The organism is Bacillus sp. hwrm1 (genome assembly GCF_040207805.1).
Classification (GTDB): Bacteria; Bacillota; Bacilli; order Bacillales; family Bacillaceae; genus Bacillus; species Bacillus velezensis.
Genome location: NZ_CP157943.1, coordinates 2,164,173 through 2,183,071, shown reverse-complemented (window position 1 = coordinate 2,183,071; position 18,899 = coordinate 2,164,173). Strand labels below are relative to the sequence as shown.

7 protein-coding genes are annotated in these 18,899 nt (G+C 46.9%); all 7 read right to left on the bottom strand.

Annotation, left to right across the window (positions count from 1 at the left end):
- Nucleotides 1-18: 18 nt before the first annotated feature.
- Nucleotides 19-11,967: a bacillomycin D hybrid PKS/NRPS BamA gene (gene bamA, locus ABK447_RS11325; protein ID WP_221663979.1), complete on the bottom strand. Its 11,949-nt coding sequence runs from the start codon at nt 11,965-11,967 to the stop codon at nt 19-21.
- A gap of 19 nt (nt 11,968-11,986) precedes the next feature.
- The gene (bamD, locus tag ABK447_RS11320; protein WP_017417904.1) at nt 11,987-13,189 is read right to left on the bottom strand and encodes a bacillomycin D biosynthesis malonyl-CoA transacylase BamD; all 1,203 of its coding nucleotides are present in this window, start codon (nt 13,187-13,189) and stop codon (nt 11,987-11,989) included.
- Nucleotides 13,190-13,748: 559 nt separating this feature from the next.
- Nucleotides 13,749-14,534, bottom strand: a complete 786-nt coding sequence (locus ABK447_RS11315; RefSeq protein ID WP_007410137.1) for a 3-hydroxybutyrate dehydrogenase — start codon at nt 14,532-14,534, stop codon at nt 13,749-13,751.
- A 12-nt stretch (nt 14,535-14,546) separates the two neighbouring features.
- Nucleotides 14,547-15,209: a CoA transferase subunit B gene (locus ABK447_RS11310; RefSeq protein WP_014305098.1), complete on the bottom strand. Its 663-nt coding sequence runs from the start codon at nt 15,207-15,209 to the stop codon at nt 14,547-14,549.
- A gap of 17 nt (nt 15,210-15,226) precedes the next feature.
- Complete coding sequence (locus tag ABK447_RS11305; protein ID WP_094031756.1) at nt 15,227-15,928, bottom strand: CoA transferase subunit A; 702 nt, start codon at nt 15,926-15,928, stop codon at nt 15,227-15,229.
- Between the two features lie 24 nt (nt 15,929-15,952).
- Nucleotides 15,953-17,398, bottom strand: coding sequence for a GntP family permease (locus tag ABK447_RS11300; RefSeq protein ID WP_017417906.1), 1,446 nt, complete (start codon nt 17,396-17,398; stop codon nt 15,953-15,955).
- 304 nt (nt 17,399-17,702) lie between these two features.
- Nucleotides 17,703-18,899, bottom strand: a complete 1,197-nt coding sequence (locus tag ABK447_RS11295) for a cytochrome P450 (RefSeq protein WP_012117684.1) — start codon at nt 18,897-18,899, stop codon at nt 17,703-17,705.

Sequence of the window (18,899 nt, the reverse complement as noted above, 5' to 3'; positions counted from 1 at the left end):
AAAGAAATATGCTTTTCCCTAAAAGTTCAATTGAATAGAATCAAGCGCGTTCTCTTCTTCCTCATTGCTTCCGCTCAATCCGATATGTTCGATTAGAATGCTTGGCTGTTCCAAAATCTCCGATAGGATGTGTAAGTAGTCGTTTGATAAAACCTCGATTCTGCTTTTCTTAAACAGTTTTTTCGAATATTCAAACAGTCCGTGATAGTTGTCGCGGTCCGCCTGAATCGACAAGGTCAAATCGAATTTGGCAACCGGATGATGAAATGGATACGGCTTGAGTTGAAGGGAATCGAAAGTCAATTCAGCATGATCGAGATTTTGCAGCACAAACATCGTATCGAATAAAGGATTGCGGCTTGAATCTTTTGGAAGATGCAGATGCTGAATTAATTCTTCCAACGGATAGTCTTGATTTTTATAGGCGTTCAGCATGTTTTCTTTTACTTCATTTAAGTAGGCATCAAATGTTTTACGGCCCGCCGGGTGATTGCGAATGACTAACGTATTAACGAACATTCCCACGACCGGCTCTACATCCAGATGAGTCCGCCCGGCAGATGGCGTTCCTACGATAATATCTTCTTGTCCGCTGTATTTGGATAAAAGAATCGTATAGGCTGCCAATAAAATCATATACAGTGTTGCTCCTGTGTCTTCTTCCATTTGGCTTAAACGCTGTTTCAAGTGTTCGGGTATAAGAAATTCAAATGATTCGCCTTCGTAATCGCGTATGGCAGGTCGCTCATAATCCGCAGGCATATCTAGTACAGGAATATCACCGTGAAACTGATCCAGCCAATACGCTTCCTGGCTCTTGATGTTCCGTTTCTGAAGGTCCGATTGCTGCCAAACTGCAAAGTCTTTATATTGAATAGAGAGCGGGCCCGGTTCGTTCCCCTCGTAGATTCGGCTTAAATCATTCATCAGAATATTGACGGACACGCCGTCAGAAATGATATGATGCATATCAACCACAAGCACGTGCCGCGCAGGTTCAATTTCAATCAGTCCGGCCCGCATCAGCGGCGGTTTGGCTAAGTCAAACGCTTTGATGAAATCAAGCACACGGTCTTCCGCTTCTTCTTCGCTTGCTTGAATCCGTTCTATCGTAAAGTCGACGTTCTGATGAATACGCTGTGCCGGCTCGCCTTCATATAAATCAAAGCTGGTCCGCAACGCTTCATGACGCACGATTAATTTTCGGAAAGCGGCGTTTAACCGTTCGGGATCGATCGTCCCTTCCACATTCATGGCACCCGTCATATTGTAAGTCAGCTCGCCGCCTTCTGTGTGACTTAACAAATACATCCGCCTCTGAGCTGAAGAAACCGGATAATATGGCATTTCCTTTGCAGCCGGAATCGGTACATATCGATTTTTGTCCATGTGTAACGCCTTGTCAGCCAATTGTTCAATGGTAGGAAACTTGAATATGTCTTTGAGAGACAGATTCACATCCAGCTCTTTGTGAATTCTGGCGGCTAAGGCAGCCGCTCGGATGGAGTTGCCTCCGAGATCAAAGAAATTATGTTTGATCCCCGCATGGCTTATTCCGAGCACTTCCTTCCATAAATCTGTCAGTTTGGACTCCGTCTCATTACCCGGCGGAACATATTCAGCTGTCTGCTGCAGACTCGATTCTGGTGCAGGCAGTGCCTTACGGTTTATTTTCCCGTTGGACGTTAACGGCATATGCTCCAGATGGACAAAATAGGACGGAACCATGTAGTCCGGAAGCTTCGATGACAATTGTTCCCTAAGCTGCGCAGCCGCTATAGGCTTGTCGCTTACGTAATACGCGCATAATTGTTTTAAGCCGTCTTTTTCTTCTTTCACTGTAACCGCGGCTTTTTGCACCGCTTCCGCGTTATGCATCGCTGCTTCAATTTCACCAAGCTCGATTCGGTGTCCCCTGATTTTGACTTGTTCATCAACGCGCCCAATATATACGAGATTTCCGTCCTTCAATCGCTTAGCCAAATCCCCTGATTTGTACATCTTCGCTCCCGGGACATACGGGTTTTCAACAAATTTCTCTGCCGTTAAATCCGGGCGGTTCCAATACCCTCTGGCAACACCCGGTCCGCTGATATATATTTCGCCGATTACCCCGATGGGAACCAGGTTTCTGCTTGCATCGGCCACATAAATATCCGTGTTGGCAGCCGGAGTGCCGATCGGTACAAATTCCCGCTTGTCCCGTTCTGCGTCGAACTGATAAATCATACATCCGACGACAGCTTCCGTCGGTCCGTATTCATTGAAAATGTCCAGCCGGCCTTTAAACTGCTCGCTGACACTTTTGGCCAGACGGGTGCTTAAATTTTCTCCGCCGACAATCATTTTCCGTATTGCGGTGCCGCCAGCGATATTCATCTCCTTGATGACGTGCAGATGTGCCGGGGTCAATTTGATCATGTCTATTCTTGAGTCCCGCATAATCTCAGAAAGCACAGCGCTTTTATCTTCGCCGTCAAAGACAATGATGGTATTTCCCGTAACCAGCGGTGTAAATATCGAGGTCACAGTCAGATCGAAAGAGATGGAAGAGTATAATGGGAAGTTGGTTTTCTCACCTCTTACATAAACCTCTTTCGCCCACCAAATATAATCAGCCAGTCCCTGATGCTCAATGAGTACACCTTTTGGGTTTCCCGTCGAACCTGACGTATAGATCATATAGGCCAAATCATGCACATCGCTGTCCGATTCAAGATTCGAGTGATCCTCATGGTATGAGTTTTCCTCATCCAAAAGCACAACGTCACCATCATACGGTAATTGATCCAGCAGGCTGCGCTGTGTCAACACAACCTCCGCCCTTGAATCTCTCAGCATATATTGGATCCGATCTTCCGGATATTCAGGATCAATGGGCACGTATGCGCCGCCGGCTTTCAGAACAGCCAAAATTCCGACAATCAGCTCGATCCGATGCGGGCAGATGATGGCAACGAATTGATCCGCTTGTACGCCTTTTGTCCGTAACGTCCGCGCCAATCGGTTCGCCCGTTCATTGAGCTGTCTGTACGTATACCGCTCATTGCCAAAAATAACGGCTTCATGATCGGGACTCTGTTCCGCCTGCATTTCAAACCACCGATATACCGTTTCCTTATGCGGATACGGCGTCTTTGTGCCATTACACTCCGTCAGCAGTTGATGCCGTTCGGTTTCAGACAGCATAGGAACGGAAGACAATGTCATCTCCGGCTGCTCAACAAGGCTGTTTAAAATGGCGGTATAGTGTCTGGTGATCTGTTCAATGGTGTCTTTTGTGAATCGTCCCGGTTTATAATCAAAATGCATCTCTATCTGTTGACCGGCATCTTCGATCGTGAGCATCAAATCATATAAAGAGACCCCTGGATTTCGTTCTTTCACTTTAAAAGTACATTCATTGTGCCGGATTTCATGAAATTCAATGTTTTGAAACACAAACATCGTGTTAAACAGAGACTTTCCGGTTGTTTCCCGCTGCACATTTAATTTCTCCACAAGCCGGTCGAATGGATAGTCTTGGTTTTCGAAAGCGTCAAGCGTCTGCCGCTTTACTTCTTCCAGATAATCCGTAAACGTTCTATTGGCGTGCGGCTTCGTCCGGATTCCGATGGTTTGTATGAAAATACCGATGATTTTTTCGATATCCGGATGATTTCTTCCTGAAGCAGGCGTGCCTACGACAATGTCTTCTTGTCCCGTATATTTATGAAGCAGCACATTATAGGCGGCCAGAAGCACCGTATAGAGAGTCGTTTCCGCCTTTTGCGCCAAGTCTTGAAGCGAACGGATGACATCCGGCTGTAAGGAGCATGTCACACGCTGTCCCTCAGAAGACCGTTCTGCCGCTTTGGAACCGTCTGTCGGAAGGTCAAGGATGGGAATTTCGTCTTGAAATTGTTCCAGCCAATATGTCTCCTGCCGCTTCATGGCATCGTCATTCAGCCGTTGGTTTTGCCATTCTGCGAAATCTTTATATTCAAATTCAATGTCCGGTAATGGTTTCTGATGATATAAAGCCAGCAATTCATTTGTAAGGATGTTGACGGAATAACCGTCCGAAATGATATGATGCATATCGATGAGCAGTTCGGCCTGCTCGTTTTCAATCTTGATCAGCTCCGCACGAACTAACGGAGCTTGATCCAGGCGGAACGGTTTTACAAACCGGTCTGAATAGGCATCAAATTCGTCCCGGCTCATTGTCCGGACATGAACGTTAAAATCAACTTCGTTTTCAAGTTTCTGAACGATATCGCCATCTATAATGTCGAAATACGTGCGAAACGCTTCGTGCCGCTGCATCACTTGTTGAAGAGATGAGATCAGGGCTTGCTCATCGTACTTCCCTGTTATTGATATGTGGCCGAACATATTTTGCGCCAGCTGATCCGGTTCCAGTTGGTGCAGGAAATATACTCTTTGCTGTGCCGGCGATGTCGGGTAATACGCTTTTTTCTCGGCAGCCTTCATTGGGAGGTGCACGACTTTCGTTTCGTTCTGAATGAAACGTGCTAATTCCTTAACAGTCTGGTGATTGAAAAATTGTCCGATGGAAACCTTTTGATGAAATGTCTTCTGAACTTTGGAAAGCATTAGCGTCGCCTGGAGTGAGTTTCCTCCCAGAGCCAGGAAGCGATCTGATCTGCCGACCCGTTCAAGGCCGAAAAGTTCCTCCCAAATCCGCGCCAGCTGCCGCTCCGTTTCATTTACCGGCGCCTCGTAGGCTTCAGTAAAATTTGCCGTATTGCTTCCTATTGAAGAGACCCGCTTCTGGTGTTCGGCGTAAAGTGCTTGTAAAGCATGCTGTTCTTCATCGGAAAACATCATCATGGCGTCAAGAGGGATTGAATCTCCCTCAACCATTTTTTGCAGCAATTTTGTAAAACCCGCTCCCCACTTTTTCATGATTTCCGGACTGATGACGTTCGTATTAAAGTCGAAATCAAGAACATATTCTTGATGTGCGTCTGTTATGTTCAGAAATAAATCGTACAGGGTGCATTTTACCGGGTATGCAACGGGCTCCGCTTCCGCCTTTCCGAAATGCAGTTTTCGAAAAGGCCTGTCTAAATTAAAGATAATACGCATATCCGGCACTTGATCGTGCGGAAGCTCTCTGGCCACCAGTGTCATCGGGACGGCTTGGTGCCGCATTGCAAGATTCACGCTTTCTTTCATACTGCCAAGATAACCGGATAAAGTGCTTTCTGAAGAAGACGTGTTCTTCACCGGAATCATATTGACGCAATTTCCAATCAGATCATGCTGTTTCATATGCGATTGACCTGCTGCGGGGACCCCGATCACAAGGCCTGACTGTTTGGTAAGCCGGTGCAGAAAAAGATGAAATGCACCCAGCATCGTCACAAATACGCTATTTTTCATCTGAATGCTTAATGACCTTAAAGCCTCGCTCAATGGCCGTCCAAGCCTGACGGTACACCGGTCTCCCTCATACCCGTTCGGATAACGGACAGAATCTGTGCTTGGCAGAATTGGCTGCTGTATCGGTTCAGAAAAATGACGCCGCCAATAACGGACCCCTTCTTCATAATGGCCGCTGTCAATCTGTGCCTGCTGCCAGTCTAAGTATTGGCGAAACGAAACATCTGCCTCTTTCGGTGAAATCGGTTTTCCTTGTACTATTGCCGCGTAGTTGCTCTCCAGTTCTTGAACAAAAACGGCGATTGACCATCCATCGGCAATGATATGATGGAACGTGAGCACAATCAGATGTTCATTGTGAGCCGATGTAAGCACATGGATTCTAAACAAAGGCTTTTGTTCATGGAAATGAAACGGCCGCTTGGCATCTTCTGTCAGCCATTTTTGGATTTCCGGCTCCCGATGTTCATGCGGGTGACCGGTAAAATCAATGACAGGTATATCTATATTCATCCGTTCCAGCACTTGCTGTACCTCGTCATCGGGATGAATCACCGTACGTAAAGCTTCATGACGGTCAACGATATGCCGGACGGCTTGTTTTAATGATGTATACTGCAGTTCGCCCTTCACTTTCAGCATAATGGACTGGTTTAAAGCGGCGGAAGCTTCATTCCCGTAATGGGATGCCATAACCAACTGCTTTTGTTCAGGTGAAAGCTCGCGCGTCCCGGACTTTTTACGGCCTCCGCCATCAGGGGAATCCGGGCCTTCCGGAATAAATCCGCCTCGGCGAAGATCCTCCACCGTGTCTTTCACCGCTAGAATAATATTTTCGATATCATCCGCGGTATGCGCCGCAGACAAGAAGCAGTTGCGTCCCTCCCATACATAGACCCCTTTATAGTTGAGATGGTAAAAGAACAAGTCATTATCAAGCGATGAGACAAACCGGAATAAAGAACCGAATCGAACCATGCGGATAGGCACTTGCGCTTGTTCGAAGCAGCGATTCAGCTCATCGACCAGGTAGGCTGTTTTTTGATTAAGCTGCTCATACAGATGCTCTCCTTCGGTTTGTAAATGGCGAAGGACGGCTAATGACATCCTCATGGTAAGCGGGTGAGTATTGAAGGTGCCGGCCACAAACGTGCGTTTCGCCTCGTCTTGCGGGTAGGAATCGTCCCCATACTGCCAGGTACCCCCGTCGATCGCATTCATGAACTCAGCTTTTCCGGCAACTACCCCTAATGGCTGTCCGCCGCCGATGATTTTTCCGTAGGTCACTAAATCAGCCTGAATGCCGAACCATTCCTGTGCGCCGCCAAGACCGATCCGAAATCCGGTAATAATTTCATCCATAATCAGAGCTGTTCCGGATTGCTGCGTGATCGCCCGCAATTCTTTCAAAAATGCCTGCGGCTGCAAATCCGGTCTGCGGCTTTGTACCGGTTCCACCAGTACGGCTGCCAATTCATCACCAAGACTGCGGATCACGTCCAGCGAATCGGGATTGTTGTAATGTAAAATAATCAAATCATCCATAAAGCTCTGCAGTATGCCCGGAGCCAGCGGATTCGCAGACGCAGCCCCGCCTTTTGTGCCGGCAACCCCTAATACGCCGTCAAACGTGCCGTGATAAGATCCCGAGAACGCCACAACTTTCTTTCTTCCTGTTGCCGCCCGCGCCAAACGCAGGGCAACCATGACGGCCTCTGTTCCGGAATTATAGAAAGCGACCCTTTCCACTCCGGTACATGTGCGGATCCGGTCGGCAACTTCACCGGCGACATCTGACATCGGGCCGAGCGGAGGCAATGATGAACGGGTTGAATCATCGATAACCTGTGTAATAAAGGAAGGATGATGCCCGAAAAGGTTAACCCCGAATCCCATGGTGATATCGATATATTCATTTCCGTCAATATCCCACATTTTAGAACCGTCAGAACGTTCGGCGATAATCGGGTATACGATTTCCTTCCAATACGAACGGAAGCTGGACAAATTGCGGTTGTTTGCATGAGCAAATCGGGTGTTGTCCGTATATTGTTTGGAACCTTTCGTTTTATCGGCGTATTTCTTGATGAAATCTTCTAAGTATTGTTTTTGCCGTGCGGTATAGTGCCCCTGATCATTCAGGTTCTGAGGCTGAAAAGGAACATAGGGTTTCGCTTCTTGAGCCGCTTTCTTTTCTGCAGTGACGGTCGGATGCCCCTGCTTGACAGAAGGAATTGATTTCTCTTGCGTTTTAGCGTATTCTTTCTCATCGGAATGATGTCCGCTGTTTCTCAACAAATTAAAGCTATTTAATTGAGCTTGCAAGGTATCCTGAATTAATTGATTCTGAGAAGCGATTATTTTTTCGAGCATATGCTCTTGATGACCTTCTCTGCGATCCGATTCAGACTGCGCTTCTGAAATGACCTGTATTTCCTGCGCCGGAACATTCTCTTGAGGCGGAGCGGATGCAAAGGACGATGGAACGGTCTCAGCCAAGTAATCTATGACACTTTGAAGGTTGTTCATCGTATCAAAAAAACGATCCATCGGGATGTCTACCCCAAATTCATCCGCAATGGCTTTTTTGACCTGTGACAGCATGATAGAATCCATTCCGAGCCCGATAAAATGAGCATTCAGATCGAGTTCCTCCGCTCTGATCCCTGAAGCATTGCTGATTACAGTTTTCAGGAAGGATTCAATGTGCGCTTTCGATTGATTGATATTCAATGCTGCTCCTCCTTTCTTTTCGCCCTCGTTTAAGCGCAATTGGTCAGCTTCAGCCCAGCATCGGCTCCGTTCAAACGGATACAGGGGCAATGGCGTCTTTTGTACAGTTTCACCGGAATAAAGCGCGCGCCAATCGATAACGGCTCCTTGCACAAATAATTCGGCTGCGCGATGCAGCCATGTGATCCGTTCATCTTGCGTACGTAAACGCTGCTTAATCAGAGCGGCTGCTTGTTGATTCAGCTCTTCTTTATGAGCAGGCAGCATTTCCTTCATATTCTTGTAACCGATGTATACACCGGGAAGGTTTCTGTCTCCCTGAATCAGGCGGGTCAGCTTATCCGATAGTTCTTGTTTACCGGATACAATCATGGCAATGCCATGATCCAAATGAGCCCTGCCCGTACTGGCTGTATAGCAAATGGACTTTAATGAAGCTTGGCTGTCATCCGATACATATTGCCGGTACTGCTGTGCGAGTTCATAGAGTGATTTTTCAGTATGAGCGGATAAAACAAATAGGTGCGGCCCATGTTCATCCTCGGGTGCATACTCACTTTGAGAAATATATTCTTCCAGTACCACATGAGCGTTTGTTCCGCTAAAGCCAAATGAGCTGACTCCGCCTCGCAGCGGCTCATCACCGGATGTGAACTCCGCAGCTTCCTGATTCACATAAAATGGTGATGAGTGAAAATGAATGAGCGGATTAGGTTCATTAAAGTGCGCTAACGGCGGATTTTTCTTGTGATTCAGCATGAGGACAGATTTGATCAGCCCGACGATGCCTGCCGCTTCAAACAAATGACCGATGTTCGATTTAACAGAACCAATCGCACAAAATTGTTTTTTTGCCGTATACTTTTCAAACGCTTTACAAAGCCCGTTAAATTCAACCGGATCACCGAGCTTCGTTCCGGTGCCATGCGCTTCGATGAAAGACAGTGTTTCAGGGGCAATGCCCGCGTCTTTCCAAGCCGTCTCAATGACCTCAGTCTGAGCTGCCGGATTCGGTGCTGTAATCCCGGCGGTTGTTCCGTCTTGATTCATCGCGCTTCCCTTGATTACGCCGTAAATATGGTCTCCGTCGCGAACAGCATCCTGCAAAGGTTTTAGCAGGACTGCGGCCGCGCCTTCACCTGTGCCCGTGCCGTCTGAATCTTTGCTGAACGTTTTCGTGTACCCGTCCGAAGATTCCATATCAAGCCCGATACAGATCGGCAAGAGCGATGTCCGGATACCGCCGGCAAGAGCCATTTCACAATCGCCGGATATTAAAGATTTGCATGCCATATGAACGGCGGCAAGCGATGAGGAGCATGCCGTATCCACTGTGACCGCCGGCCCTTTTAAATTTAAGAAATAAGCGATTCGGCTGGCTAGCACGGAAGGGAGATTGCCCACGATATATTGATGAAGTTCCTCCGGATAATTCGCAGAAAGGAGACGTTCATAATCGTAGCCCACCTTCGAGTACCCCGCATATACCCCGACACGACTCCCGTTCATGCTGCCGCCGGCATAGCCCGCATCTTCAATCGCATGCCATGCAGACTGCAAAAACAGTCTTTGGTTAGGGTCCATAAACTGAGCCGCTTTAGGAGCTAAACCGAAGAACGAATAATCAAAGCGGTCGATTTCATCTAAATAGCCGCCCTTCACAAACTGACTCTCATTGAACTCGCTTTGGATGGACTTTAAATAATCCGCCGCATCTTTCAGCCGGGATTCGGGGTATTCTCGAATGCTGTGCTCACCTTTTTCAAGCAGATTCCAAAAATCACTTTTCGTTGACGCTCCCGGGACATTGAGCGACATCCCGATAATGGCGATATCTTTCGGTGTCACATGGCTTGGTTTCGCTGCCGCGTCCTGCTTGATTTCAGCCCGGCTTTCAGACAAATATGCCGCTAAATCAGTGATAGAAGGATACGTAAAGAGATCTGAAACGGCAAGCTCGCGTCCGAATTTCTGTTCTATGCGCTCGGCAATCTGCGATAATTGTAATGAATTTGCTCCCATATCAAAATAACTGTCAGCGAGGTGAACCTTTTTTCCATCGAGCACTTCGGAAAAGATAGACAGCAATTCCGTTTCTATCTCATGAATGGGTGTCTGTCCGGATGTTTCCGGGCTGCTCTCCAAACATTCATTGATGGCGGCAGACTCTGTTGAAAAATTCCCTGCCTCATACTGTCGGGCAAGTTCGTAGCGTTTAACCTTTCCGCTGGTTGTTTTAGGGAGTTTTCGGATCGGAAGGACTTCTTTTATGCTCCAGCCGCCCCGCTTGTACAAATGTTTTTTTATCTCTTTGACAAGCGGTGCGAATTTTTCAGGTGATTTTTTGTAAACAACAAAGAGCACGATTTCTCCGCTTTGTGTCTTTTGATCATATACACCGCAGGCGGCAACCCTTCCTAAGTCAACCTCTTCCATTTCAATCGCGACCCGTTCAATATCGTGCGGGTAGACATTTTTTCCGTTCACGAAAATAATGTCCTTTTCTCTTCCGGTTACGACTAAGTTACCACTTTCACTAATGAATCCGAGGTCTCCCGTTTTTACCCAGCCGTCAGAAGTCAGCGCTTTTTCCGTACTCTCTGGGTTGTTATAATACCCTTGCGTCACATTGTCTCCTTTGATCTGGATATGGCCGATGATTCCGTCTTCTACTCTTTCATTTGTTTCATCGGAGATCCGAAGCTGACAATAGTCAATAGGTTGTCCCACCTCGACGAATGAAGCGCAATTTTGGTCCTCTTTGCTGACTTTTACAGCTCTTTCACCAAGATTTAAATAGTCACGATGCAAATAAACGGGAACGAATTCTTTACCTATTTTAGAGAACGCTGCGCCAACCGAAGCTTCCGCTAAACCGTAAACATTCAAAATGGCGGATCTTTTCAGATTGAATGCTGCGCATCTTTTCAAAAATTCGTCACACAGCTCCGGCAATATCGGTTCTGCACCGTTTGCGATGACCTTGATGTGGGATAAATCCCAGTCTGGTTCGTTTTTCAGAAATTTAAGGAAGTAGTTGTACCCGAAATTAGGAGATGATAGAATACTGGCTTTATGTTCATGAGCTTTTTTCATCCAAAGAATAGGTCTGCGAATAAATAACTCTGTAGGCATTAGATTTTGATTGATTCCGGTTATGAAGGGAACAAGGTGGCAGGCGATGAGCCCCATATCATGCGTTAAAGGCATCCATGATAAGAAAGAGTCTTTCGAATGAATGGCTAGGGCAGTCCCAATGGCGCACGTGTTATGTATTAAGTTGTGATGCGTTAACATGACTCCTTTTGGGTCTCCTGTCGATCCGGAAGAAAATTGGATAAAGGCGAGTTCATCCGCATCAGGTTCATAAAATGAAGCGGGGTAATCGTAGGTTTGATCTTGAATGATGTCAGATTTTTCGTTTAATTGATGATGGAAATCCTGTAAATCGTGTTCTGCAGCGTATTTCTTTATTTTGTCCAATACTTTTTCAGAGGCAATCAGAAAGGGATGATTTAATATATTCCAAATGCGCCAGACCTTCAGTTTATGGTCATCATCTTCTCCGATACTGACCGGAACCGGGATCATTCCTCCTAATATACAAGCCCAAAAAGCAACGACAAATGATTTGTTCTCTTGGATTTGAAATACAATTTCCTGCTTCGGCTTAATGCCGAGATGCTGTAAATAGCCAAGATACCCTTGCGCCTCTTCAAACAATTGGCGGTAAGAGACAACCGTCTCGTTTTTATCGGATTCGATAAAACGGATCCCGCGATCAGAGATACTGCTTCTTTCCCGAATGACATCTACTAAGGTTTGGAATTGACTGGTATACATAGGTCCCCTCCTGGGCGCTTTATTTTAAAATCCGCAATTCTTCCCAAGCCGGAAGCTGTTTAGCTTCACAAATTAATTTGCATAAATGGATCGAATGTTCGAGTTCTTGTTCTGAAAGCACGTCTTCATGCCTTTTCATTCTCTCTTTCAGCTCTTGGATTTGCGTAAATAATGGCGTCGTCATATTGGAATAAGCCGCTGAATCCTTGTTGTAATTTCGCGCAATGACGGATTGAATCATCAATTTATTCAGTTGTTTTTTGCGTAAATGGACAATATGTTTCTTTCTTTCCGCTGGATTGGAAAGCGGGGGAACATCAGATGTCTGTCCTAAGGGATAAGGTACAATGTGATTCGTTGTTTTTCTCAGCAGACCGGATAAGACATTGTTCGGACCCATTTCGATGACTTCTGTGATTCTATGTAAAAGCAAGTAATGCATCGATTCTGTCCATCTAACCGGCATCGTCATGTGCTGCTTGAGATGTTCGCTGATCGAATTTCCGCTGCTGTAAGGGCGCGCGGTGACATTTGAAATGATCGGCCATGCGGCATCTCGGAAGGAATAGCGGTGTAAAACAGTCTGGAATTGTTCGGAGGCTGATCGTATCATCGAACTGTGAAAAGGCGCACTGACATTCAAATAAGTGTATGCCGCACCCTTTTCCTCCGCCATCTTGATGACACGTTCCACAGCTTGCCGGTGTCCGGAAATCACATGCTGCTGTTCTGAATTCATGCAGGCTACACCTGCCGGAAAGTCTTCCGTCGATACTTTCGAACATATTTCCTGCAACGTTTGGAGAGAGAGCTGTGTCACGGCGGCCATCGTCCCCTGCTGCTGGGGATCCGCATTTTGCATAAGAATTCCCCGCTCCCTTACAAGTGTAACGGCATCCTGAAAAGAAAGGGCGCCGGCACAGACAAGCGCTGAATATTCGCCTAAGCTATGGCCTGCCAGGAAGCGGGGCTCCACCCCTATTTCCTGCATATACACTTGAAAAGCAATCACACTGACCGTTAAAATAGCGGGCTGCGCGTTCATTGTCTTTGTCAATTCATTCATATCTCCGTTAAAACACAGTTTTTTTACATCCAAGGAGATCGCATCGCTCGCTTCTTCAAACAATCTCTTTGCGAGCACAAAATCATTCCAAAATTGTTTGCCCATTCCTACAAATTGAGACCCTTGTCCAGGAAATAAAAAGGCAAGATTGTTCATGAGATTCCTCCGATCATATTGAACAGGGGATACAATATCCTACAAAATATCCCTTTATCTAACATCCTAGCATGATTATAACAAATGTGTATAGAATACTTTCGGAGGAGTTATTGTTCGTTTTCACAAACGAATTAGATATATTTATTCATAAAATAAAACATGGGGGTTTCGCCGAAAATCAGTCTTAAAGAGAGATGATGAAAGCCGGGGTGGAGCCTGTTACCGGCTCTTCTTCACTTCGGACGCGCTCTTCATGTTTCATATGTTTTAGGGCTATTGGCATTATTGTGTCAGAAATTACATATTTTCTGTTTATTGTAAAAATTCATTTGTATATCTGTGAAGGATTGTAAACTGATTGCGCTTAATTATAAATGTGGTGCAAGAGATGGATCTGGATGGGGAAAATCCGCAAGGACGAAATACGCCGCAGAACATGCGAATGACCCTGCCCGGATACCGATTGACGCAGTAAATCGGCCTATTGAGTGAACAAGGTTTTCAGGCATAAAAAAACAGCCGTTCAGAGCGGCTGTTTTTTTAAAAAGTATAAGAACTATTGAGCGGTATACCCGCCATCCATGACTACGGCCTGACCTGTGACCCCTTTTGCTTTGTCGCTGGCCAAAAATACGGCGTAATCAGCGATTTCCTTCACTGACAGCAGCCGTTTTTGGGGAACGAGCGGAAAGATGACGTCCTCAAGCACCCGCTCGTACGGTACATTCCTTGTTGCGGAAATGTCCTTTAACTGATTGCGGACAAGCTGAGTGTCCACATATCCCGGACAAAGCGCATTGACGGTAATGCCGTCAGCCGCGCCTTCAAGTGCGCCGACTTTCGTTAAACCAATGACGCCGTGCTTGGCGCTGTTATATGCCGCTTTCCCGTGAAAACCGATCAGTCCGTTGACAGACGCCATATTAATGATTCGACCGAATTGCTGTTTTTTCATAATGGGAAATGCATGCTTCATTGCGATAAATGGCGCAGTCAGCATGAGACGAATGAGCCGTTCAAACTGTTCGGTGGGAAATTCCTCGATGGGCGCGACATGCTGAATGCCCGCATTATTCACAAGGATATCGAGACGTCCGAATTGTTTCTCGACCGTCTGCAGCATGTCGGCCACTTGCTTTTCATTTGTTACATCGCATGTGATGCTGACTGCTTCACAGCCTTCATCTGTCAGTCTTGCCGCCGCTTCTTTCCCCGCTTGTTCGTTTACATCAGAGATGATGACGGCTGCTCCTTCACGGGCGAATTCTTTTGCGATTTCAAGCCCGATTCCTCCGGCTGCTCCTGTTACAACGGCTGTTTTTTCAATAAGCAATGAATGCATGACGGCACCTCCTCATTTTGGTCTGACCCCGTTTTTTAACGACTGGCTGACAGTAAAATGACCTTCTGTTTTCTCAAAGACCTCCTCTATTGTTACACCTTCCTGCAGTTCGGTGAGCGTCATACGGCCATCATGAAAATCGAATACAGCCAAATCTGTGATCAGCCGATCGACCACCTGCCTGCCGGTTAAAGGCAGCGTACATTCCGTTCTCACTTTAGATTCCCCATATTTATTCACGTGCTCCATAATGACAATAATCCGTTTTGCTCCGTGGACCAAGTCCATGGCGCCGCCCATTCCTTTGATCATTTTTCCTGGGATCATCCAGTTCGCCAAATCTCCCCGTTCGGACACTTCCATCCCGCCGAGGATCGCTACATCAATGTGGCCGCCGCGAATCATGGCAAAGGATTCGGCACTGTCAAAATACGAGGCTCCCTTTACCTCGGTAATGGTTTCTTTTCCCGCATTGATCAGATCGGGGTCCTCCGTTCCTTCCGCCGGATAAGGCCCGATCCCGAGCAAGCCGTTTTCAGACTGAAGCAGGACGTTATAATCATTCGGTATCTCATTGGCTACAAGCGTCGGCATCCCTATCCCCAAGTTCACATTCATTCCGTCCTTAATTTCCTTTACAGCCCGTTTGATCATTCGTTTTCTGCTATCTCTCATTCTGTCAGCCTCCTTTATCATGCTTGCCGGACGGTGCGGCGTTCAATCCGTTTTTCATGAATCCCGCCGTGCAGCACGTGCTGCACAAAAATACCCGGCGTATGAATTTGATCCGGATCAAGCTCTCCGGCATCGACGATTTCTTCAGCCTCTGCAATCGTCACTTTGCCTGCCATTGCAGCGAGCGGATTGAAATTTCTCGCCGTCTTTCTGAACATCAGGTTGCCCAGAGGATCGGCTTTCCAGGCCTTTACGATGGCGGCGTTCCCTGTAATCCCTTTCTCCAGAAGATAGGTGCGTCCGTCAAATGTCTTATGTTCTTTTCCCTCGGCTACTGATGTTCCGACGCCCGCAGGTGTGTAAAACGCCGGAATGCCCGCCCCTCCCGCGCGAATTCTTTCTGCGAGCGTTCCTTGGGGCACCAATTCGACTTCCAGCTCCCCGCTTAAAAACTGCCGTTCAAAGGTTTTGTTTTCTCCCACATAGGATGCGACCATTTTTTTGATCTGCCGGTTTGCAAGCAAGAGGCCTAACCCCCAATCATCAACACCGCAGTTATTACTGACAACGGTCAAGTTTTTTACGCCGCTGTCCCTGATCGCGAGAATTAATTGTTCCGGAATGCCGCACAGGCCGAAGCCTCCTGCGATGAGGGTGTCTCCGTCCTTGATCAGTGCAGCAGCATCTTGATAAGAGTTCATCACTTTTCCTTTTCCCATATTCGTTTCCCCTTTCTGTTTTGGCTACACAAGGCCCGTCAGACTGTAAATGGCGATGATGACAAACACAGCGGCTGTTTTAATGACGGTTATGGCAAAGATATCCCTATAGGATTGGCGGTGGGTCAACCCGGTGACCGCGAGCAGCGTAATGACGGCGCCATTATGCGGAAGAGTGTCCATCCCGCCGGAGGCCATCGATATCACCCGGTGCATGACCTCCGGCGGGATGTGGAATGTATTGATTGCTTCTGTATACGCTGCTGACATCGTGCTTAAAGCGATGCCCATTCCTCCTGATGCCGATCCTGTAATCCCGGCAAGCGCAGTGGTCGTCACCGCTCCGTTGACGAGCGGATCTGTAAACGTCTGCGATATGCCGCTGCTGACCATTTTAAAGCCGGGAAGCGCCGCAATGATGCCGCCAAATCCGTATTCGGCTCCTGTATTCATCGACGCCAGCAAGGCGCCCCCGATGCCCTCATTCAGTCCTTCTTTCAAATTGAAGAGGACTTTTTTCCAATCGAACAAAATCGTTGTCATGATTCCGATGAACAGTGCGAGTTCTACTGACCAGATCGCAGTGACGGAGGAAAGGTCAATCTTCCCGAACGCTTCTAGCCCGAGCGGCGCAAAATCAAATCCGCTAGGGTACCAATGAGGGAGCCACATCGTGAAGCATTTGTTCATGACCCCCACAAGGATAAGCGGAACAAAGGCGAGAACTTGCCGCGCGGGGCTGGGTTCTGCCTCCTGCGGTAAAACAGGCGTATGTGTTTCATTAGCCAGACCTGAGGATTCCTCTGCAGCGGAAACTTCAGATTGAAATCCAGCATAGCCTTCTCCGGCATTAGCCGCTTTTTTGCGCCGGGATTCTAAATAAATCATTCCGGCCGTAAGCACAAATGCTGCACCAATCAGTCCGAGCCAGGGAGCGGCATAAATGTTTGTTTTAAAAAAAGCGGTCGGAATGACATTTTGAATTTGCGGTGTGCCGGGAAGCGCATCCATTGTAAATGTAAAGGCGCCCAATGCAATCGTACCGGGTATCAGACGCTTGGGAATATCAGCTTTAATAAATAGGTTTTTAGCAAACGGATAAATGGCAAACACCGCTACGAAGAGACTGACGCCGCTGTACGTTAAAATCGCACCCATTAAGACGATGGCGAGAATGGCTCTTTTTGCTCCCACAAGCTTGACGATTGTTTTTGCAATCGACTCGGCGAGCCCGGATATTTCAACAACCTTGCCAAAAACGGCCCCTAAAAGAAATACGGGAAAATACAGCTTAATAAATCCTACCATCTTCTCCATAAATATATTCGAGAAGAAAGGAAGTACGAAGCTTGGATCTGTCAGGAGCACGGCAAACAGCGCACAAATCGGGGCGAATAAAATGACTGAAAAGCCCCGGTAAGCCGCAAACATCAGCATGCCTAATGCCAATAAAATAATAACAATGTCCACAAATCCCCCTCTTTTCTGCTTAATATTAGTAAGCGCTTACAAAAAATCGAGAAAATAAAGCAAAAAACATGCCGGTTTTGCACAGTTTCTAAGGCTGAAAAAATGTGCATCATGATGAATGTTCCGTTTTGGCGAAAGAAAGGGAGACTCTTGCTGTATTAGATTGATTGGCTGAGCAGTGAGTTTTTTTAGGGATAGTGAGATGGATCAGAGAGGATTTTTGCTTTATAAATATGTATTCTTTTTTCTTTCATTTATTTCCTGCAAGAGGAACCGATAAAATCCGGCCCTCCTGCATGGTCATTCAGCCAATGACAACCGGGAGCTCTTTGAGCGACCTAAAACCAATGAGCTTGCGGTATTCAAGGCGGTGTGCAGCCAGCCGAAGCTTAGGCATCCGCTCAAACAGTGTGAGAATTGCAATTTGTGCTTCGATGCGCGCTAATGAGGAGCCTATGCAAAAATGGGCGTTCCTTCCGAATGCAAGATGCGGATTCGGTTTTCTTTGGATATCCATTTTGTGAGGTTGATCGAATATGCTTGGATCGCGATTGGCTGCCCCTAAAAGGATATATACCTGCTCTCCTTTTTTTATGGTCTTCCCATTTATTTCGCAGTCTTCTGAGGCGGTGCGTGCCGTCAGCTGCGCGGGGCTGTCGTAGCGCAGACATTCCTCAACTGCAGTTTCAATAAGCGAGGGGTTTTCTCTCAGTGCGCTAAGCTGTTCAGGGTGTTTCAATAAAGTAAACACACCGTTGCTTATGAGGTTTACCGTCGTCTCGTGTCCGGCTATGACAAGTAAGATACATGTCGCGAGCACTTCCTCTTTTGAAAGCTGTTCCTCCATAATAAACCTGCTGATCAAGTCTTGTTGAGGGTGCGCTTCCCGCTTGTGAATCAAATCTCTGAAATATGACGTCAGCCTGCCTGCGGTGTCGCTTGCTCTGACTAACGTCTTTCTTGATCGGGTAAGATCAATGGCCTGAATGACGTCTGCCGTCCATTGTCTGAATTGATATCTCTCCTCTTTCGGCACTCCGAGTATCTCCGCAATGATAAGGCTTGCCAATGGAAAGGCAAACTCTGAAACAAGGTCCGCGGTTTTTTTGATTTGGACTTGATCCAACAAGTCATGAACCGTTTCTTTTATACAAGGGCGAAGTGATTCCGCCGTCTTTGCGGTAAATTCTTTACCGATAAGCATCCGCATCCGCTTATGGTCTGATTGATTTTTAAATAACAGCATATCGTGCTGGATATGCGATAGATTTTGATATTTCGTTGAAGCTTCCGGAAGAGGAATGCGGTTTTTAAACCGAATGTCTTTCAGAATCGCTGCCGCTTCTTTGTACCCGGTGACATACCAGCCCGGATATTTTAATACGGTTCCTTTATAAACAGGATCAATGGATCGCAGTTTGTCATAAAACGGGTAAGGGTCATTCCAAAAACCCGAATCCGCATGGAGAGACGGATGTGCAATCGATAGGTCCGCCGTCAT